The organism is Microcystis sp. M_QC_C_20170808_M9Col, assembly GCF_007095495.1.
Lineage (GTDB): Bacteria > Cyanobacteriota > Cyanobacteriia > Cyanobacteriales > Microcystaceae > Microcystis > Microcystis aeruginosa.
In genome coordinates, this window is sequence record NZ_SFBZ01000188.1 from 1 (window position 1) to 20,462 (window position 20,462).

Consider the following 20,462-nt stretch of genomic DNA (forward strand, 5'->3'; position numbering starts at 1 on the left):
AGAAGTAACAGATTAGGCTGCCGGATTAACTGGACAGCGAGGGATAAACGACGCTGTTGACCTCCACTAAGATTGTGGGGAGAAGTATCCAGAGGAATATTTTCTAATCCTACCTCCTTTAAGGCCGCCGTTAGGCGCTCGCTTTTAATCTCCGGATGACCGAGACGCAACTCCTCAAGAATGGTTTTACCGCAAAAATGACGTTCAGGAAACTGAAAAACGATTCCTCCTAATTGTTGCAGGTGCAGCACCGTTAATTCTTGGTCGCGCCAGTGAATCGTCCCTCCTGTTTTATCGGCAAAGCCTGCTAGAATTTCCAAAAGAGTCGTTTTTCCGGAACCACTGGGGCCAACAATCAGACCTAATTCTTGGGGGGCTAATTCGAGATTAATCCCCTGTAAAATGGGATTGAGGGCAGCGGGAGGATGATAAACCACATCTTTGAGATAAAGCATTGACAGGAAAATAACTGGAAATTAAGTCTAGAAACCCGTTTCTATTGTGACAGATTTTTTCATTCGCTCAAGGAGACTTTTGACCATGGTGCTGAGGTTAGGTTTAACGAAAAAAATGGCGATCGGTGCTTCCCTGGCTGTTATGGTAATGGTTAACTGGATTGGTCCCGGGTTAGCTGGAGATCCTTTCCGCAAAAACAATCCCCGACCGATTGGCGATAAGACCGAGGCCGCTTTTAACGCTATTTTTAAACAAGGTAACTATCTAGAGGCAAAAAAATTAATTGTTGAGGCCACAGAAAAGGAACCCCAAGAACCTTTGTCCCATGCTATGCGCGCCTCTCTTGCTTTTACCGACCAGGATTGGAACACCCTAAAAACCTACTCCGAGAAAACTAAGGCAGCGGCCAAGCAAATGCAGGCCAGCGACCCCTTAAGGGGAAATTTGTATCTCGCGGTGGGGAGTTTTTTAGAGGGAACCTACGTTTTTCAAACCGAAGGAGCAGTATCGGCTATCCCCAGATTACAACAGGTGTTTCAGTATTTGGAAACCGCAGAAAAGGTTAATCCTACGGATCCGGAATTGAACCTGTTAAAGGGTTATATGGATTTGATTTTAGCGGTTAATTTGCCCTTTTCTAGTCCCCAAGAGGCAATTCAACGGCTAGAAACCTACGGAAGTCCTGATTACTTGGTTGATCGAGGTATAGCTCTAGCTTACCGGGATTTAAAGCAGTACGATCAGGCTTTGCAGTTTATCGATAACGCTCTGAAAGTGACCCCCGATAATCCGGAATTAATGTATCTGAAAGGTCAAATCCTAAGAATTCAAGGCAATACGGATAAAAATACTGGCTCTTTGAAATTGGCATTAGATTACTTTAATAATGCCCTGAAAAAACAGGAACAACTCCCCGAATCGGTCAAAAAACAGTTAAATCGCGAACACCGTAAGGTACAGGAGGAGATTAAATCCCTAGAAAACACCGCTAATCGTTGAAAAAAGCCTATTATCAGTTATCAGCTTCTGAAGGCAAGAGGCAAGAGGCAAGAGGCAAGGGGCAAATTTTGCCAAAACAGAAAATCTCCTCTTATGGTATATAAAGTAAAGGATTATTAAGCTTCGCGGAAGTTTATTAATTAAAGTTAAAAATATATTGACAAAAAAATTGGCTTGTGGTAAGGAGCAGAATTTAGCCAAACCTCCTAGCTGATTTCTTGTCAAGGGTTCACCTAAGTGTAATTGGAGATTTCATGACGGCAACGACGGATAAATTGCATGGGGAGTTGATCACCTCGATCGAGCCAGACTTTAAACTGAAAGATATTATTAAAAGCATTCCCAAAGAATATTTCCAGAAAGACCCAGTTAAAGCTTGGTTTGGAGTGATTACGAATATTTTGGCGGTCATTGCGGGTTATGCAATGCTAGTTTATTCTCCCTGGTATTTACTGCCTTTAGCTTGGATTTTCACTGGTACAGCTTTAACGGGATTTTTTGTGATCGCGCATGATTGCGGTCATCGGTCTTTTTCCAATCGACGCTGGGTTAATGATCTTGTCGGTCATATTTTCCTCTTACCGCTTATCTATCCCTTCCACTGCTGGCGTTTCCTGCACGATCGCCATCATGCTAAAACTAACATGGTAACTATAGATAATGCTTGGGATCCGTGGGAATTAGAAGCTTTTAACTCGGCCAATCCCTTAGTGCGTCTCTTTTATCGCGGCATTCGCGGACGTTTCTGGTGGCTTGGTTCGATCGCCCACTGGGCTATTCTACACTTCAACATCGAACAATTCAAGGAGAACGAACGGGAAAAAGCGCGCTTTTCGATGATTGTCGTCCTAGTTTTTGCCGCTATTTTTTTCCCAACCCTCATTTTCTACACTGGTGTCTGGGGATTGGTTAAATTTTGGGTGGTACCTTGGTTTGTCTATCATTTTTGGATGAGTACCTTTACCCTTGTCCATCACACAGACCCCGATATTCAATTTTTCCATCCCGAAGACTGGAATCAAGCTTTAGCGCAACTAGAAGGGACAGTTCACTGTAGCTATCCCCGTTGGGTAGAAATTCTCTGTCACGATATTAATGTCCATATCCCCCATCATATCTCGACGGCGATTCCTTCCTATAACCTCCGCAAAGTTCACGCTAGTCTCAAAGAAAATTGGGGTAGTCACCTGAAAGAAACCGAGTTTTCTTGGGCATTAATGCAGCGAATCGTTGATTATTGCCATATTTTCGACTCCGAAACCGCCTACAAAACCTTTAAGGAAAGCCGCGGTTAAATCAGTGATCAGTGATCAGTTATCAGTTATCAGTGGGTAAGTTATCAGCTATCAGATTTGAGTTTTAAGTGACAGTATTAAATCGAAGTTTCCTACTGTCTTTTTACTGATTGCTGATTATTGATCACTGAAAAAAGATTACCAGTAACTGCGTTTACCATTGGGCATAACTGTTAACCAATTGGTTTTTGCCAGGGCGATTTGTTCTTGAGTTACTTGGGCATCAGAGAGATTAGCCCCGCAAAGATTAGCATCTTTGAGATTAGCGTAGCGAAGATGGGCGCCGGTGAGATTAGCCCCGCGTAAATCGGCCTTTTCTAGGTCTGCATAACCGAGATAGGCACTATTTAAATTGGTACTTTTGAGAATAGCTTGACTGAGATTAGCCCGGCCCAGATCCGCCTTGGACAGATCTGCCCCTTGTAAATTAGCTCCTGTTAATTTGGATTGACAGAAATTGACGCCCAAAAGTTTGGCTTTGGCCAGATTGAGATTTGGTAATTCCTCTTGGGCGAAATTGCGCCGGCCGTCATTGTAAGCATCGAGAATCGCTTTTTCATCTAAGCGGGGTTTTTTCTTCAGTAAGGTTAGCTCTGTGCTGCTGCGGGCTTTACTTTTAGCCAATACATTTGTAATAGACAGTGAAAAAGCCATCTGTCCTCCCAGCATATTATCTGGGGAGGCCCCTGGATTTTGATTTTTGGGACGAAATTTAGACTTGAGAGGGACAGAAACGGAGGAAGTGGCTATCGAACCTGAATCTTGTCGGGGGGACTGGGAAGTAACCATTGGAGCGGCGATTAAACTTTGGGCTAGACTGTCGGCATAAGCCGTCATGTCTAAAGCATCCATTACCTCTTGAGCGGATTTGTAGCGATGACGGACAGAGACTTCCAGCATTGTTTTCAGGACTTTAGCAAACTGGGGACTCACCTTGACTAATTTTTCCCAGAGTAATTCACCTGTATTAATATCAACTTCGATCGCTTTAGGAGATTTGCCCGTGAGTAGATAGAGGCAGGTAGCTCCCACCGCGTAGATATCACTAGCGTAAACCGGACGCATGGCCATCTGTTCGGGGGGGGCAAAACCTTGGGTACCCACGGCAAAATTAGTCAAAGCGGTTTGAGAATCGGCATTGGCCATGACGATATTAACTTGATTTTTGACGGCCCCGAAGTCAATCAGAACCAATTTTCGGTCTGTTTGCCGACGAATTAGGTTAGCGGGTTTGATATCCCGATGAATTACCTTTTGCTCGTGGACATATTGCAAAATCGGCAAGAGTTCACTTAAAAACTGTTTGACTCCAGCTTCGCTAAACGGTCCGCGTTTTTTGACCTCTTGGTGCAGGTTATGACCTTTAACGTATTCTTGAACTAGATAAAACTGTTGATTATCTTCAAAATAGTCCAATAATCGGGGAATCTGCGGATGAACTCCCAGTTTGGCCAAGGTTTCCGCTTCTCGATCAAAAAGTTCCCTCGCCATGCGAAAAACATTAGTATCTTTAGAGGGAGGTTGCAGTTGTTTGACCACACAGAAGGGCTTATCTGGTAGGGACAGATCCGATGAAACAAAAGTTGCCCCAAACCCTCCTTTCCCCAAAATGCCTAGGGTTTGATAGCGGTCGTGCAGCAGAAGTTTCGAACCGCAACTCTCGCAGATTAACGCTGTCGGGGCGTTTTTCGGTTGAGTACAGTTGGGATTAAGGCAGTAGGTCATATAGAGTCACCAATTGACCGATACTTTTTTACTCACACACCTTAACAATGCACTTTAAGAGATTCTCCTCAAGGGGGGTATCTCCCAAAGTCTAAAGCCAGAGGCCTCAGACAATCACAGCGCGTGTAACGCCTTTTTTGTGTCATTGCTTAGTCAAGACAGGGGCAACTTATCAAGATAGGGGTTGCTCCTTAACGGGGATTTTTACCTAAACCCCTCTAGTCTATCACGGATCTTAACATTGGCTACCTGTGCCAATTGTCAACTAATGTTAGCTTTTCTTGACAATTAATCATCCCTCATCACTTTTTCACTTTCATCAAAGCGGCCCGGGCCTGTTCGCGGTCATCGAAAGGGATTTTTTCCGTCCCCAAAATTTGATAATCTTCGTGACCTTTACCCGCAATAATTACTCCGTCTCCCGGTTGCGCTGCTTGAATAGCGGTGTCAATGGCCAAAGCGCGATCGCTAATTACCTGAATAGTAATTTCTGAGGGAATGCCAGCGACAATATCCTCAAGGATTCGTTCGGGAGCCTCTGTGCGGGGATTATCGGAGGTAACTATGGCTAAATCGGCTAATTCTGCCGCTATTTTACCCATTAACGGCCGTTTTGTCCGATCTCGATCGCCGCCACAACCAAAAACACAAATCATCCGACCAGAAATAAAGGGTCGGGAAGCTTTTAAAACATTCTCTAAACTGTCGGGAGTATGGGCATAATCGACAATGACGCTGATATCTTGGTCGGGAGCGGTGCTAACCCGTTCCATCCGCCCCGGTACTCCTGAAAACTGGGGAATTTGACTGATTACTTTCCCTAAATCTACACCACATTCTAACACTGCCGCCACCGCCGCCAAGAGGTTAGCCAGATTATATTGGCCCACCAGAGGAGAAACAAAGGCTATTTCTCCTTGGGGAGTCACCATCACCCCTTGAACTCCTGTGGGTTGATAGTGTAAATCTTTAGTGTAAAAATCGGCATTAGCATCGGACACACTATAGGTTAAAACCTGTTGGGGAGACAGGGAGGCCGCTAAACGTTGACCATAGACATCATCAAGGTTAATAATCGCCTTACCTTGCAGATAATCGGGACTAAATAATTTAGCTTTAGCGGCAAAATAATCTTCCATATCGAGGTGATAATCGAGATGGTCTCTGGTGAGATTGGTAAACACCGTCACGGGAAAAGTACAACCCTGTACCCGTCCCTGGGCCAGTGCATGGGAACTAACTTCCATGACGGCGATTTCATTGCCGGCGCTCACCGCTTTGGCCAAACTAGCTTGTAACTCGTTAGCGAAAGGGGTGGTATGATTAGCGGTTTCTTGGAATCCTTGCCAACGGGTGTAAAGAGTCCCGAATAAAGCGGTGGGAATCTTTGCTTGGCTGAGAAAATATTCAATTAAATGGGTGGTGGTGGTTTTGCCGTTGGTTCCCGTCACACCGATTAATTTTAGGGTAAGGGCCGGATAATGATAGAATTTAGCAGCGATCGCAGCAGCGGCAGTAACTAAATCTGCCACAACCATTACCGAAGCATCCTCCGGGGGGGGAAATTTAGCTGCGGCTGCCGGGGAGATAATCGCCGCTACGGCCCCGGTTTCCAAAGCGGAACGCCAAAATTCGCCCCCATCGACGCGAGTACCGGGTAAACCGATAAATAAATCTCCCGGTTGACAAGCATGGGAATTAGTGGAAATTCCTGTAATCTCGGTAATAGAAGCGATAGGAGAAGAAATCGGGGAAACCAGAGGGATAGTTGTTAAAAGTTCTTGTAGTTTCATAGTCAGGATTGAATCTAAGGATTGCTGCTTTTAGATTAGCCGATCATCAAAGAGGTTCCTAGGCCGAAATGGGAAGTGGGGGTGTGGGGTGTGGGGTGTGGGGTGTGGGGAAGTGGGGAAGTGGGGAAGTGGGGAAGTGGGGAAGTGGGGTGTGGGGTGTGGGGAAGTGGGGTGTGGGGTGTAGGGTGTGGGGAGAATAAAGCTGCCCTTTGCCTTTTGCCTTTTGCCTTTTGCCTTTTGCCTTTTGCCTTTTGCCTGCTGATATCTGCGATAAGCTAAAAAAACAAGGCTATAGCTGGTCAACTGCTGACTATTTTCGGGATATTTATATGCAATTCGTCGATTTTCTGGCTCTCATTCATCCTGTCCTAGCGATAGTGGTCGTTTTCCCTATTATCGGCCTCGTAGTTAACTTTGCTTGGCAAACCCGTCAACGTCGCTTAGAAACCAATGCGGGAAATAAAAGTAAAATTCCTCCAGTGGTCGGGCCAGAACATCTACGCTTAGGCCGCTGGTTAACGGGTACAGTGGTAGGGGTTAACCTTTTAGCACTAGCTTACTCGGTCGTTTACGGTTTTAATGGTTTTGTCGATCAACAAAAAGAGGGAAAATTAGACTCCTTTCAGGTCTTTTTTGTGATTTTGATGTTTTTTGTCACCATTGCCTCTTTGGTCTGTCTCTACCGCGCTAGACAAGGCCTCTGGCGCGGAATTTTTGCTACCTTGACGGGCATGGGTTTAATTATTATCGGTGCTCAGGATGGGGTCTGGCGACTCTCAGCCCAATGGTACTGGTCCCACTACTATATCGGCATGACGGCATCATTACTGATGATTTTCTCTCTGGCAATTGTCGAAGATATCTATAAAGACCGTTCCCATCGTTGGCGCATTGCCCATACAATTCTCAATTGTATTGCTCTGGCTCTCTTTCTGGGACAAGCGATGACCGGTTCGAGGGATTTGCTGGAAATTCCCCTCAGTTGGCAAAAAACGGCAATTTATCGCTGTGATTTCACCAATAAAACCTGTCCTGAACCAAATTAGATTTTAGTTATCTAGCTACAGAAATGAGTAACTTTAAAAAGTTTTCGGTAGGTTTTTGGTTTCTGTAGTTAACCCACCCCTTCTCTATTAATTAAACTTTTTTAGGGACTCGGAGAGTCGGGAAATTAATTGGGTACACACTTAGATGCACCCGCAGCGGTATCGATGGGTTCCTCACACCAATTGTCAACACCACCAAGCTGGGGAAATTGGGGTTTCAGGTTTGTGATTAATTCAGTCCATTCTACCCTTTGAGTAACAGCTACAGCACCGCTATTTGAGGGACAGTCTGAAATTTTGCCCCAATTTTTACCCCAGGCAGCACCGATGAAAGTACCAGTACCGGTTTTACCGAGGGAATAGTCAGGAGCAAAGATAAACGCTTGTAGTGTTTGGTCTCCTCTCAGACAAATTTGCGGCGCGGGGGAATTTAGGTTATTATCGGCATAAATCTGTAGATTGCCTGGTTTACAGCCAGTCACACTACCACAATCGTGTTTGATCGCACCGTTAATATTACCCCTAACATAGAAAACTACCCGTTGCCCCGGCTCAATGGTAATCTGACCGCTACTCAAGTTGATATTATTAACGATATACTCGTACACCTGTACGCTTTTACCGTCAATCGTGCGGGTAGAAGGGGTATCAACGATTTTGTTATCCGCATCTTTTCTGGGAAAAGTTTCAGAACTGGTAAGTACCAGGTCTTTCTGACCAGAGGGAAGGCTGGTGGGAGTCTCCGGTAACTTGGGGAAAAACACACCGACAAATTGTGCCGTGTAGGGGGGATTGAGTGCGGGTGTGGGCTGTTGAATCTTATCTGGTTTATTATCACATTCTGGCCTCGCCACAACCTCCACCACATCCCCTTCAAATTTAGCACCATTGTCCGCCGTTCCCTCACTTATCCATAAAGCTGGGACCGTGCTGCGGTTAAATGCGGGGGTAGGGGCATCAAGAATAGGGATAGTTACCACCACGCGGTTACGGGAGGCGGCATTGTCGTCACTATCTCTATTGATAGCAATGTTAGTTAGGTCTGTTGCGGCACTTTTGCGGGAAAGTCCTTCGAGGGTGAGAACTCCCATGCCAGTCTCGATACGATAATCGTATCTATCCACGCGATAATAACGATTATTACCGAGATCAACCCATTTATCTGCGCTCAAATCTCTTAATTCACCGATTTTTGCCTTTAAGGTATCAGCATCGTTGGGATTACTACAGGAGGGGGCGGCGTCGACTAATTTTTTTAAATGTTTTTGTAAATCGGTACTGGGATTAGCAACCACTTCGGCGTTCTGCCAACAATCGCCACCAGAAGGACAATTCCTATCAACCGTCGCCATAACTCGAACACTATTGAGTAGATCCTGCACGCGAGCCAGCCCCACTTCGGAACTTGTTAAACTATCAGCCCGGGCTTTTTGGGCAATTACTTTCGATTGGTCTCCTTGGGCGCGCATCATCATAGTCATTCCTGTCACCATCAGGATAAGTCCAATTAACACGGCAAGAGGCAAGGCAAACCCTTTTTCCTTATTAGCTATCAGGTGAAGACATAAACGATTGTTCATAAGCCAGTTCATCTAAGAATGGTTACTTTTACTACAATACTATCAATTTTTGGTCAAGCGAAAACTGTGATAATACAAGAATAGAACTGTGAGTGAAATCACAGAACAAGGCCAGTTGATACGATAATCAGTCATTAATTTTTCGATAAGTATTTTCGATTTTTGACTGAACTAAAGGGCTGTTTTTCGATGCAAAAATGCCCGACAAATTAAGCCTATACCCCGAAAAAAGCTGATAATTAACAACCAAAGGGATTGTAATTCTCCTGCCGTATTTTTCACTGGCCAGCGCTGGGGACGACAGAATAAAAAAGTAATTATTTTTCTCTGCTCTGATAGGGTAAGTGGCTGGAATTTAAGGGTTGCTTGCCAGATTTTTCCTCGTTTTTCTAGATTGACTAGATGAGCCGATAGGCGCAAATCTTCGCCTAAAATATCTAGGATTAATTGTTCTGAGTAGATGGGTTCCCTCAGGTGAATTTCTGCCCCTATTTCCGAAAGTTTTTTCAGATTGCCCTGTCTAATTATATCCGATTCTGTTATCAAGTGAACAGGATATTCCAGCAATTGGTATTGAGTTTCTAGGGTGAGGGGAGCTTCCAATAAAGCCACCAAAGCAGTGATGATAATCACCACATTATATATAGCCAAAATCAAGCCAAAATTTAGGGGATTTGCTTGATAATTGTGATGGCGTAAATTAAAGAAAATACTAATTAAAGTAATGGTGAGAAAAAAGAGCAATGGGTAGGATAAACGCCAATTATATTGATAATTTTGGCGAGCAATTCCCTTCGGTGTCACCTGAAATCCCTTGTCAAAGGGTTTCCAAAGAATATGGAGAACTGTTAGGGCTGTAGGTACACAAATAATCATCGATAGTACCTCAGAAAAAATAATGGAGCGCGAGCGAGAATTCAACCAGTGATAAGTGGCTAACTGCAGCATCATGTAGGGTAAAAATATATAGATTGTCTCATCGATAGTAATGTTCAAAGGTACGATATAACCAAAGGTATAAAGGAGAGGAATAAGGAGAGAAAATAAACGAGCTAAGGGAGAAAACCAAGATAATATTCCTTCTAAGTGTGCCAATCTTTGAGGGAGAGTTAATCCCGCAATTTTTAGGGGATTAGCTTTGATAAAAAAGGCCTGTAAAGTTCCCCTTGCCCAGCGCAATCTTTGCCGTAAATAAGCGGATAAACTTTCGGCAGATAAACCAGTGCTGAGTTTTTCATTTAAGTAAATAACTTCATAACCTTTGGCAGAGATAGCAATGCCAGTGAAATAGTCTTCACTAATAGATTCTGTATTGAAGTAGTCCACTTCTTCTAATGCCTTTCTTCTGACAATAAAAGAAGTGCCAGAACAGACAGGACTACCCACCCCATCTTTAGCTGGTTGGATATGACGATAAAATAATTCTTCGTCGGGAGTAACGATATTTTCTAAACCTAAGTTATGGGCGATAGGATCGGCATTATAAAAGCTTTGGGGCGTTTGCACTAGGGCAATTTTTGGGTTTTGAAACCAGCCAACAGTTCTTTCTAGAAAGTTCCGACAAGGGATAAAATCTGCGTCAAAAACTACCACTAATTCCCCTTGAGTTTGTCTGAGAGCATGGTTTAAATTACCTGCTTTAGCGTTTTTTCTATCCTCACGAGTCAGATAATGACAATTTAATTTTTCTGCCAATTCATAAATTTCTGATCTCTGGGTGTCATCGAGAATATAAATATTTTTATGGGGATAATTAAGGGCTTGACAACCGATAATAGTTCTTGTTAAGATGAAGGCTGGCTCATTATAGGTGGGAATCAAGATATCTACCGTGGGCAAATACTGTTTATTGATCACTGCTTGGCTATAAAAATCAGCTTCTTTGCGTCTATCTTTCGTGGTTAAGACTAAAACTAACTGAATCATGCTACTACTTAAAACCATCATCTCAAGGCCTAAAAGTAGTAAACTAAAAAAGCCATTGAGAGGGGTGGAAAAATTTAAAGTAGCCAGAATCCTCCAGACTAGATAGCGTAGGGTGATAGCTAGGGTGATGGAAATAATAACTAATCTTGACCAAACTTGCGGACGCGGAGACAAGAAAATGATTAACTGCGTAAAAATTAGCAGGATAACCGTGGGTAATAATAATTGATAGCTATTAGTAACTGTGGGAACTTTAATCCAAGCAAATGGATTAAAAAAATCTTCTACTAAGCCAAGGATTAATCGATAAATACTGTCTTCTGGCCAAGATAATAATAAACTGACCATCATTAGCCCGCCGATCACTGCTAACATAATTAAAATAACTGATATTATCGCTAAAATCGACTTGAATACGGAGGAATATGCTGGTTTTTGAGGGAACGGAAAAATCGATTCTTGGTTAGACATAAATCCCCTTCTGAGTAAATAAATCTAACTACATTTTACAATTCTTAACAAAAACCTGTGCATTTTTGGCAATGACAGGAGCGCTCTCCACCAAAATGCTACATTTTGTATCAAGCCGAAGATGAAACTGGCAAGAAAAAGTGTAGAAATAGTATACTTCGGTTAACCGTGAGGAAAAATTAATCTATGATAGCCGTCAAAATCGCCGTTGTTAGCGCTCTCGTTTTAGTTGTGGTCAAATTCGTCGCTTCTGCTCTAGGCAAAGGCAATATACCCCTGCTTAATCAGGCTGTCACCGTGATTTTAAGCCTTTTTATCGGTTTTGAGTTGATTCAACTAGGACAAGCGGTGATTGAAAAGATTAATTAGGGTTTGCGGCAAAAAGCTTTTCGGTGGTGGCAGGGTGTGGCCCCCCCAACCCCCCCGACATCGGGGGGGCAGGTGGGGTGTGGGGTTTTATCGATTTTCAGGTGGTCAACTACCTAATTTTCAGGGAAAAAGCCTCGGAATTTTCCCTCCGATCCCCGCAATGGCTGGCACTTTTTGAGGGGAAAAAAGTCCAAAAGTCTTATCCAACAAGGTTTTTAGATTTATTCAGCAGACCCTAATTAAGGGCTAAACGGGCCAGATAGAAGCTAGTAATAGTTTTAGCATCGATCGATTCTCCCCGTGCGATCGCTGACTCCATTTCCTCAAAACTCATAACAACCACTTCCAGATCTTCATCGACATCTTGAGCGGGGGGCAAGCTTAATTTTTCCAGATCTTGGGCTAGAAAAGCATAGATGTATTCATCGGAATAACCCGGTGCCAGGGCAAATTTACCCAAAGATTGCCAATTGTGCGCCCGATAGCCCGCTTCTTCCTCTAATTCTCGTTTTACCGTTGTAGCGGGGTCTTCTCCTTCATCAATCGTCCCGGCGGGAAATTCCAGAATTCGAGCTTGCAAACTAAATCGATACTGACGTACTAAAACTAATTGACCTTCCTTGGTGATTGGAACTGCTAAAGCACCCCCCGGATGACGGACACATTCCCATTCTCCCTCGACACCGTTAGGTAAACGCAGTTTCGAGACTTCAAATTGAAAGACGCGACCCTGATAAAAAAGACGTTGTTGGAGAAATTGAGGCGGTTCAGACATATAAGATTTGCAACTAGGACTTTAAGAATTAATATCAAGAAATGTTGCCTTTGTCACCGGTGTTAGGGAGCGGGCAGAATTATCGTCTAACGGCCAAGGAGAGATTCAGGTTATAATGGAAAATGCTGTCTTTACAGGTTAAATCTTTTTCGAGAAACCCCATGGCAAAAAAATCGATGGTAGAACGCGAGAAAAAACGCGCTCGTCTCAGACAAAAATACGAAGCTAAACGGACGGAACTAAAAGAACAATTCCGTACCGCCGAAGATTTTGAAGAAAAACTGGCAATTCACCAAAAATTACAGGAATTACCCCGCAATAGCGCCCCCAGTCGTCACCGCAACCGTTGTTTAACGACCGGCAGACCGAGAGGATACTATCGCGATTTTGGTTTATCCCGCAACGTTTTACGCGAATGGGCCCACCAAGGTCTTTTACCCGGTGTGGTCAAGTCTAGCTGGTAGTCAGAAACAATATCTAGGGAAAATACCGGGATAGAGGCGTGGTTTTTGCGTCTCTATTGCCGTTTTTAGGCAATTTTAGCGATAAAAAAACCCTCGATCAAGCGATCGAGGGTTAACCATGAATAGAAAATTTACCTAGACTACAGTAGCAGCCTTACGGGCAGCGGCGGCCTCATCGGGATGAATACCGAGACGGGTGAGATTGAGACGACCTTTACTATCGATCTCCCGTACCTTGACTAACACCTCATCCCCCACGGCCACTTCATCCTCGACCTTACCGACACGTCCCTCGGCCAATTGGGAAATATGGATCATTCCCTCTTTTCCTGGCAAAACTTCCACAAAAGCGCCGATTTGGATAATGCGAGTCACGCGACCGAGATAAACCTCACCCTCATTGAGTTTGCGGGTCATATTGTAGATCAGTCGTTTAGCTTTTTCGGCCTGTTCCCCATCGGTGGAGGAAATGGTGACAGTACCATCGTCATCGATATCGATTTTCGTGCCAGTCTGTTCAGTAATCCCTTTAACCGTCTTACCACCCGGCCCGATTACTAACCCGATCAGATCCGGATCGATCTTGATCGTCAATAACCGGGGTGCGTGGGGAGATAATTCCGTGCGCGGTTTTTCTAGGGTCGCTAACATCTTCTCGAGGATATGTTTGCGGGCCGGTAAAGCTTGTTCGATCGCCTTGGCCACCACTTCCATGCTTAAACCGGGGATTTTCATATCCATCTGGAGAGCGGTGATGCCGGAATCAGTGCCAGCCACCTTAAAGTCCATATCTCCCAGAAAATCCTCGATACCCTGGATATCGGTCAAAATCCGCACTTCTTCCCCTTCTTTAATTAAACCCATGGCCGCACCGCTAACGGGTTTTTTCAGGGGAACACCGGCATCCATCAGCGCTAGGGTAGAACCGCACACGGAACCCATGGAGGTGGAACCATTAGAAGAGAGGACTTCCGACACTACCCGCAGCACATAGGGAAATTCCTCCTGTGGGGGAAGGACAGGTACGATCGCCCTTTCCGCTAAAGCACCGTGACCAATTTCTCGACGGCCGGGAGAACGCATGGGACGGGTTTCACCGACGGAAAAGGGTGGGAAATTGTAGTGATGAAGATAGCGTTTTTCGTCTTCGGGATGGAGATCGTCCCCCAAATCCTGAGCATCACCGGGGGTGCCGAGGGTGGCGATCGAAAGCACTTGGGTTAAACCGCGATTAAACAAACCGCTACCGTGAACCCGGCGGGGTAAAACTCCCACCCGGCAAGAAATCGGGCGTACTTCGTCCAGTTTGCGACCATCAACCCGCACCCCATCCTCAATAATTTGGGCGCGCATCAGTTTTTTGGTCAGATCCTTGAAGAGATTACCGATTAACTTTGGTTCTTCCAGCGTTGGAGCTTTTAAGGGATCTTCATCGGGGAGAGCGGTGATAGTTTCCTTGATCCGATTTTCGATCGCCTCTAATTTCTCATCCCGTTCGGTTTTGCTGAGGGTAAACTGACAGAGAATCTGTTTAATTTCCTCTTTAGCTTGTTCTTTCAGGAAATTCTGCACGGTTTCGTTTACTGCCGGCGCTTCTCGGGTCACGAGGGGAATACCCAACTGATCGATCAATTCCCGTTGAGCGGTGATCAGGTCGCGGACCGCTTCATAACCAAAATCGATCGCCTCAATAATATCCCGTTCTGGTAACTGATTAGCTCCCGCTTCGATCATCACCACCCCTTCGGGACTACCGGCCACCACTAGATCTAATTCTCCGTTATGGATTTCCTTGTAGGTGGGATTGATGATAAATTCATCCCCTAATAAACCGACGCGCACCGCCGCCATCGGTCCTTGGAAGGGAATCCCCGCCAACAGAACCGCCACGGAGGCTCCAGTAACGGCCAAAACATCCGGGGGGACTTCCTCATCCATTGAGAGGGTCGTAGCGACCACCTGAATATCATCCCGTAGCCAACTGGGGAATAGAGGCCGCAGGGGGCGATCGATCAAACGACCGGTCAGAATTGCTTTTTCCGGGGGACGACCTTCACGACGCAAAAATCCTCCCGGGATGCGCCCGGCGGCGTATAATCTTTCTTCGTAATCAACGGTTAAGGGCAGGAAATCTACTCCTTCTCTGGCTTTGGCTGTGGTTGCTGTCACTAAAACCGCCGTTTCTCCCGATTGGATCAGAACACTACCGCCAGCTTGGGGGGCTAAAAGCCCTATTTTTAGTCGAATATCCCTGCCATCAAAGGATATTGACTTGTCAAACTCTTCCATGTAAAGCTATATTCCTTTCTTTCACTTTTCTCTGTGCTGTGGCAATCCTAGCATTTTTTGTCCCCCTTTCCAGCAGGTTTAGTATTCAGTGATCAGTTATCAGTGATCAGTTATCAGTGATCAGAGTTGAGTTTTCAGTTCGCTGATTACTCTTTACCGTTTACCGATCACAGCAAAAAAGCTCCCCACTTCCCCAATCCCCCAATCCCCCAATCCCCCAATCCCCCAATCCCCCACACCCCACTCCCCCACTCCCCCAATCCCCCACACCCCACTCCCCCACTCCCCCACTTTTAAACAGAATTTAAGATTACTTGCTCAAACCGGCCAAAAAATGATAGTTTCAGATATAGGAATAATCTGGTTAAGAAAAAAATGTCTTCCCTTGCCGCTTGCTGGCCCAAAAATATTTCTAAGTATTAGCAAAACTGACTTACTGTCAGCAGTTGAGCGGGATTTTTCCTAGCTCGAAGAACTCCAGACAAAGAAAATTAAGACAATTAAAAGGATTGCGTCTCTATTATCTGTTAGACGCTTCTAATCCAGTGAATTTGCGGGTTATCTTCAAATTAACCCCGTTTAACCCTATTTGTGGCTATCGATTATGGCTGAAAGTTATTTACTAGACAAACTGCAATCTGTTGAACAGACCTACAAAGAATTAACCCGTCGTCTAGCGGATCCCGATGTCACCGGTAATCCGGGTGAATTGCATCGTCTGGCCAAATCCCGCGCTTCCCTAGAGGAAACGGTCAACACTTACGAAATTTGGCAAAAAAGTCAAGAGGATTTAATCGGTGCGAAACAAATCTTCAAAGAATCCGCCGGCGATCCCGAATTACGGGAAATGGCCGCCCTAGAAGTGGCAGAATTAGAGGCAAAAATCGCCACTTTGGAAGACCAATTAACAATTCTGCTGCTGCCCCGGGATCCCCTCGATGAAAAGAATATTATGCTAGAAATTCGCGCTGGGACCGGAGGTGATGAGGCCAGTATTTGGGCGGGGGATTTAGTTCGCTTGTACTCAAAATATGCCGAAACTCAAAACTGGAAAGTTAGCCTTTTGAGTGAATCTCAGGCGGATATGGGAGGATTTAAAGAGGCAATTTTAGAGATTAAAGGCGATAACGTCTATAGTAAGCTGAAATTTGAGGCGGGAGTCCATCGGGTGCAGCGGGTTCCTCTGACGGAAGCCAGTGGTCGCGTCCACACTTCTACCGCTACCGTGGCGATTATGCCAGAAGTGGACGATGTGGAAGTGCATATCGATCCCAAGGATATTGAGTTAACCACGGCTAGATCCGGGGGGGCAGGCGGTCAAAATGTCAATAAAGTGGAAACTGCCGTCGATTTAATCCATAAACCCACGGGAATCCGGGTTTTTTGCACCGAGGAGCGATCGCAATTGCAAAACCGGGAACGAGCTATGCAGATTCTCCGGGCGAAACTGTACGATATGAAGTTACAGGAACAACAGGAAGCGGTCAGTTCCATGCGACGCTCTCAGGTGGGAACTGGTTCCCGTTCGGAAAAAATTCGCACCTATAACTATAAGGATAATCGTCTCACCGATCATCGCTTAAATCAGAATTTTTCCCTCGATCGCATTTTAGACGGCGATATCGAAGATGTGATCCAATCCTGTATCGCCAAGGATCAACAGGAAAAACTGGCAGAATTAGCCGCTGCCCAAGAGACAGCTTAATCAGGACAAGGGAGACTCCGAGACTCCTGGATTATTTTTATTTATGCTCCCCACTCTCCTCTCCCCAACCCGAAACGGTCAAACCCTTTGCTAATTTTTGGCTTTTTACTTGCTATAATCGATCGTCGAATTTGAGTAGGAGACGGGAGAAAATGGCCGATTGGCAGGAAATAGAGGGGGGGATCACGGCCCCAAAAGGATTTAAATCCGCAGGGATGGCCGCGGGGCTAAAACCGTCCGGTTTGCCCGATTTAGCCCTCATTGTCTCGGAAACAGAAGCGATCGCCGCAGGAGTCTTTACCACCAGTCAAGTGCGGGCCGCTTGCGTCGATTATTGCCGTCAACGCCTCCAAACTAAAGCCAGCGCCAGGGCGATTTTGTGTAATGCCGGCCAAGCAAACGCCGCCACGGGGGAAGCCGGATGGCAAGATGCTCTCGATAGTGCCGCCGCCTTGAGCCAAGTTTTAGGGATTCCCGCCGATGCAATTTTGCTGGCTTCTACGGGAGTGATCGGGCAACGGATTCGCATGGATGCGTTAACCGCCGCTTTACCGACCTTAGCAGGTTTATTGTCGGAAAATGGTGGCGAAAGCACGGCCCGGGCGATTATGACCACGGATCTAGTCCCCAAATCGATCGCCTTGCAAACCACTATCGATGGTCGTCCGGTCACAATTGGGGGAATTGCCAAGGGATCGGGGATGATTCACCCGAATATGGCGACGATGCTCTCCTTTATTACCTGTGATGCCGCAGTATCGACGGTTCTCTGGCAAAATATGTTAAGTCGGGCGGCTAATAAAAGTTTTAATCAGATTACGGTGGATGGGGACACCAGTACCAATGACAGTCTGATCGCCTTGGCTAACGGTCAATCGCGCACCACAGCGATCACAGAAATGGGCCGGGATGCCCAAAAGTTAGAGGCCATGTTAACGGAAGTTTGTCAATACTTGGCTAAAGCGATCGCCCGGGATGGGGAAGGGGCCACCTGTTTAATAGAAGTGCGGGTTTCGGGGGCGGCCGATGATCAGTCCGCTCGTCAGATTGCTCGCACCATTGCCGGTTCTTCCTTAGTAAAATCGGCGGTTTTCGGTCGAGATCCCAACTGGGGACGAATTGCGGCGGCCGCGGGCCGGGCCGGGGTTGTCTTCCATCAAGAGGATCTGCAAATTAAGTTAGGCGACTTCGTGATGATGGAAAATGGTCAACCTCTGGCGTTCGATCGAGCTAGTGCCAGTAATTACCTGAAAGCGGCAGCAAGCGGGGCTTATTTACGAGAAGATACCGTTTTAATGTCTATCTGTATCGGTAACGGTTCGGGAACAGGTACGGCCTGGGGTTGCGATCTTAGTTACGATTACGTCAAAATTAACGCCGAGTACACCACTTAGGGTTTGCTGAAAAAGCTTTTCCTAGGGGCAGGGTGTGGGGTGTGGGGTGTGGGGTGTGGGGTTTTACCTATTTTCAGGGGGTCAATTAGCTAATTTTCAGGGAAAAAGTCCAGGGATTTTCCCCCCGATCCCCGCAACGGCTGGCACTTTTTGAGGGAAAAAAAGTCTAAAAGTCTGATCCAACAAGGTTTTTAGATTTATTCAGCAAGCCCTACTTAAAGCGATCGATTCTGTAAATAGGCTCTCTTGTCCTTGCTGGATTGTATCCCAACAGCTTGATCAAAGGTTGACGTTAGGCTCTAGTCTATACCGACAATCTCGATGATCGATCCTGTTGATCACACAGCAGCCAAGAGAGCCGATTACTCGATTAACAGATAAACTTTAATGGTTGGATTGTAAGTAGCTGGTTATAATTAAATTAAAAATGGATTTTAGGTTCGATCCCCCCTGCCCCCCTTGATAAGGGGGGTGCCGATCCCCCCTTAGTCCCCCCTTAATCCCCCCTTAATAAGGGGGGCATCTGACAACTTTTAACGCCTACCTACTTACTTCTTTTCAACCGGTCTCGAAAACAGTTTTGTCAGTCCCTCAGTCCCTTGGCAAAATCCATCTATTGGTGGGGAAAACGCTGCATGGTTCCGAAAAAATCACCACGAATTCCTTTAGAATTGCACCAGATCAAGGCTTACGAGTTTTATCAAAAACGGCTGGCATCGGGTAAAGAAGGCAATGAGATAGATGACTGGCAGCAAGCGAAAGAATATTTGAGCCAACATCCCAGAGCGATTCTTGCTTGGAATCTAAAGATGCCCTATCGCGGGGGAAAAAGGCTAATTAAAAGATTGTTGCTATCGCTCCAGTCTCTTGTCAGAGTTGCTTGGAAACTGCTAATCTTTCCCTTCTGGCTATTTCAGCAAATACCGGGGCTTTTTGCCCGTGAAGACAAAGACAGCCGCACCTTTGCCATTGATGTGGTCAAAACGATTATTTCTGCCCTGGGATTAATTGCCACCCTTTTGGCAGGAATCGGGCTTTTTGTCAATTATCTCAATTCTCAAGCGGAAAGGCAACTGATTCAGGAACGTCTGATTACCGAGCGCTTCTCGAAAGCTGTCGAGCAAATCGGTAATAATAAAGAGGAGGTGGTAATTGGCGGCATTTATTCCCTAGAGCGAATTGCCAAAGATTCTCCCAAGGATCAATGGACAATTATGGAAGTGCTGACTTCCTACATTCGTAAAAATTCCCCCATTCCCTCGAATATTCAACAACTGGAGCCAGAGGAAAGACAGAAGGCCCTAGAAAAACTCCCTTCCGTGAGTATTCCAGTTCAGGCCGCTTTAACGGTAATCGGGCGGCGTAAAGTTGAGAATGACCAAGCTGGGGATAATTTGGCTGGAACAACTGACTCTAATAAAATTAAAATTCTTGATTTAAGTCGGACAAATTTGAGGGAAGCCAACCTCAACCGAGCCAACCTCAACCGAGCCAACCTCAACCGAGCCAACCTCAACGGGGCCTACCTCGACGGAGCCAACCTCAACCGAGCCAACCTCAACGGGGCCTACCTCGACGGAGCCTACCTCTACAGAGCCTACCTCTACAGAGCCTACCTCTACGGAGCCAACCTCTACAGAGCCTACCTCTACAGAGCCAACCTCTACGGAGCCAACCTCTACGGAGCCTACCTCTACGGAGCCGTGGGTCTTCATCCAGAACAAATTAAATCGGCCTGCTTTTGGGAAAGAGCAATATACACGCAAGCCAAGTGGGATAAAGATAAAAAATTATGGGTGGCTGCGGACCCAAAAGCCAATCAACGAGAAATCGACAAACTCAAAAGGGACAAAAACTCAGATCCGCGAAATCCGATCGATTGTACTACTAAATAGGGTTTGCGGCAAAAAGTACGGGCGAAGCATTCGGATAGAAAATCTCCGGTTTCACGGATAGGTTATTGCCCGAATGCTTCGCCCCTACAGGACGCGGGCCGATGAAAACGCAAGGTTTGGAAGCACGATTCTCTCAAAATCTTGCACCTGTTTGGCGAGAAAAGCCACAAAACCCTTACCTTACCTACATTTCACATTTATTCAGCCAACCCTAAATAGTCCGATGTTAGTGCAAGAAAATAGGATTGGGACTTTCAAAAACCTTGCATTATCCTTCTTG

At 45.7% G+C, this 20,462-nt stretch carries 17 protein-coding genes; 10 read left to right on the plus strand and 7 right to left on the minus strand.

The window, feature by feature from the left end:
* Positions 1-455: ABC transporter ATP-binding protein (locus EWV68_RS11095; RefSeq protein WP_287169796.1), on the minus strand; the 455-nt coding region annotated here is incomplete at its 3' end.
* 85 nt (positions 456-540) lie between these two features.
* Between EWV68_RS11095 and EWV68_RS11100 the strand changes: the two genes are divergently transcribed.
* Entirely contained in the window at positions 541-1,455 is a 915-nt protein-coding gene (locus EWV68_RS11100) for a Sll0314/Alr1548 family TPR repeat-containing protein (protein ID WP_061430860.1), read from the plus strand.
* A 254-nt stretch (positions 1,456-1,709) separates the two neighbouring features.
* Positions 1,710-2,750 (plus strand): fatty acid desaturase, encoded by a 1,041-nt coding sequence (locus EWV68_RS11105; protein ID WP_061430859.1) that lies wholly within the window; start codon positions 1,710-1,712, stop codon positions 2,748-2,750.
* 138 nt (positions 2,751-2,888) lie between these two features.
* Here EWV68_RS11105 and EWV68_RS11110 read toward each other — a convergent pair whose 3' ends face one another.
* Together EWV68_RS11110 and EWV68_RS11115 are read right to left on the minus strand one after the other, a co-directional pair.
* Complete coding sequence (locus tag EWV68_RS11110) at positions 2,889-4,475, minus strand: serine/threonine-protein kinase (RefSeq protein WP_287169798.1); 1,587 nt, start codon at positions 4,473-4,475, stop codon at positions 2,889-2,891.
* Positions 4,476-4,777: 302 nt separating this feature from the next.
* Entirely contained in the window at positions 4,778-6,268 is a 1,491-nt protein-coding gene (locus tag EWV68_RS11115) for a UDP-N-acetylmuramoyl-L-alanyl-D-glutamate--2,6-diaminopimelate ligase (protein WP_287169799.1), read from the minus strand.
* A 329-nt stretch (positions 6,269-6,597) separates the two neighbouring features.
* On the opposite strand from EWV68_RS11115, the gene EWV68_RS11120 reads away from it, so the two are divergent.
* Complete coding sequence (locus tag EWV68_RS11120; RefSeq protein ID WP_061431074.1) at positions 6,598-7,314, plus strand: DUF4079 domain-containing protein; 717 nt, start codon at positions 6,598-6,600, stop codon at positions 7,312-7,314.
* Between the two features lie 125 nt (positions 7,315-7,439).
* Here EWV68_RS11120 and EWV68_RS11125 read toward each other — a convergent pair whose 3' ends face one another.
* Positions 7,440-8,894 carry a hypothetical protein gene (locus EWV68_RS11125; RefSeq protein WP_287169800.1) on the minus strand — a complete coding sequence of 485 codons (1,455 nt, stop codon included), beginning with the start codon at positions 8,892-8,894 and terminating at the stop codon, positions 7,440-7,442.
* 171 nt (positions 8,895-9,065) lie between these two features.
* Positions 9,066-11,291, minus strand: coding sequence for a glycosyltransferase (locus EWV68_RS11130; protein ID WP_287169801.1), 2,226 nt, complete (start codon positions 11,289-11,291; stop codon positions 9,066-9,068).
* 186 nt (positions 11,292-11,477) lie between these two features.
* Between EWV68_RS11130 and EWV68_RS11135 the strand changes: the two genes are divergently transcribed.
* Positions 11,478-11,660, plus strand: coding sequence for a hypothetical protein (locus EWV68_RS11135; RefSeq protein WP_002759616.1), 183 nt, complete (start codon positions 11,478-11,480; stop codon positions 11,658-11,660).
* 59 nt (positions 11,661-11,719) lie between these two features.
* A complete protein-coding gene (locus EWV68_RS11140) occupies positions 11,720-11,899 on the plus strand; it encodes a hypothetical protein (RefSeq protein ID WP_287169807.1) in 180 nt (59 codons plus the stop codon).
* Here the strand turns inward: EWV68_RS11140 and EWV68_RS11145 are convergent.
* Positions 11,896-12,435: an NUDIX hydrolase gene (locus tag EWV68_RS11145; protein WP_287169802.1), complete on the minus strand. Its 540-nt coding sequence runs from the start codon at positions 12,433-12,435 to the stop codon at positions 11,896-11,898. The genes EWV68_RS11140 and EWV68_RS11145 overlap by 4 nt on opposite strands.
* Before the next feature lie 161 nt (positions 12,436-12,596).
* On the opposite strand from EWV68_RS11145, the gene rpsN reads away from it, so the two are divergent.
* On the plus strand, positions 12,597-12,899 hold the full coding sequence (rpsN, locus tag EWV68_RS11150; protein ID WP_002796120.1) for a 30S ribosomal protein S14: 303 nt from the start codon (positions 12,597-12,599) through the stop codon (positions 12,897-12,899).
* 135 nt (positions 12,900-13,034) lie between these two features.
* On the opposite strand, the gene EWV68_RS11155 is transcribed toward rpsN, so the two are convergent.
* The gene (locus EWV68_RS11155; protein WP_287169803.1) at positions 13,035-15,188 is read right to left on the minus strand and encodes a polyribonucleotide nucleotidyltransferase; all 2,154 of its coding nucleotides are present in this window, start codon (positions 15,186-15,188) and stop codon (positions 13,035-13,037) included.
* Positions 15,189-15,634: 446 nt separating this feature from the next.
* On the opposite strand from EWV68_RS11155, the gene EWV68_RS21875 reads away from it, so the two are divergent.
* From EWV68_RS21875 to EWV68_RS11170, 4 genes are all read left to right on the plus strand, one after another.
* Positions 15,635-15,814 (plus strand): hypothetical protein, encoded by a 180-nt coding sequence (locus EWV68_RS21875; protein ID WP_353737379.1) that lies wholly within the window; start codon positions 15,635-15,637, stop codon positions 15,812-15,814.
* A complete protein-coding gene (gene prfA / locus EWV68_RS11160; protein WP_287169804.1) occupies positions 15,793-16,893 on the plus strand; it encodes a peptide chain release factor 1 in 1,101 nt (366 codons plus the stop codon). Before EWV68_RS21875 ends, prfA begins: the two co-directional genes overlap by 22 nt.
* Before the next feature lie 152 nt (positions 16,894-17,045).
* Positions 17,046-18,287 (plus strand): bifunctional ornithine acetyltransferase/N-acetylglutamate synthase, encoded by a 1,242-nt coding sequence (argJ, locus tag EWV68_RS11165; RefSeq protein ID WP_002759624.1) that lies wholly within the window; start codon positions 17,046-17,048, stop codon positions 18,285-18,287.
* Between the two features lie 635 nt (positions 18,288-18,922).
* Positions 18,923-20,182 (plus strand): pentapeptide repeat-containing protein, encoded by a 1,260-nt coding sequence (locus tag EWV68_RS11170; protein WP_287169806.1) that lies wholly within the window; start codon positions 18,923-18,925, stop codon positions 20,180-20,182.
* The last annotated feature ends 280 nt before the right edge of the window (positions 20,183-20,462 follow it).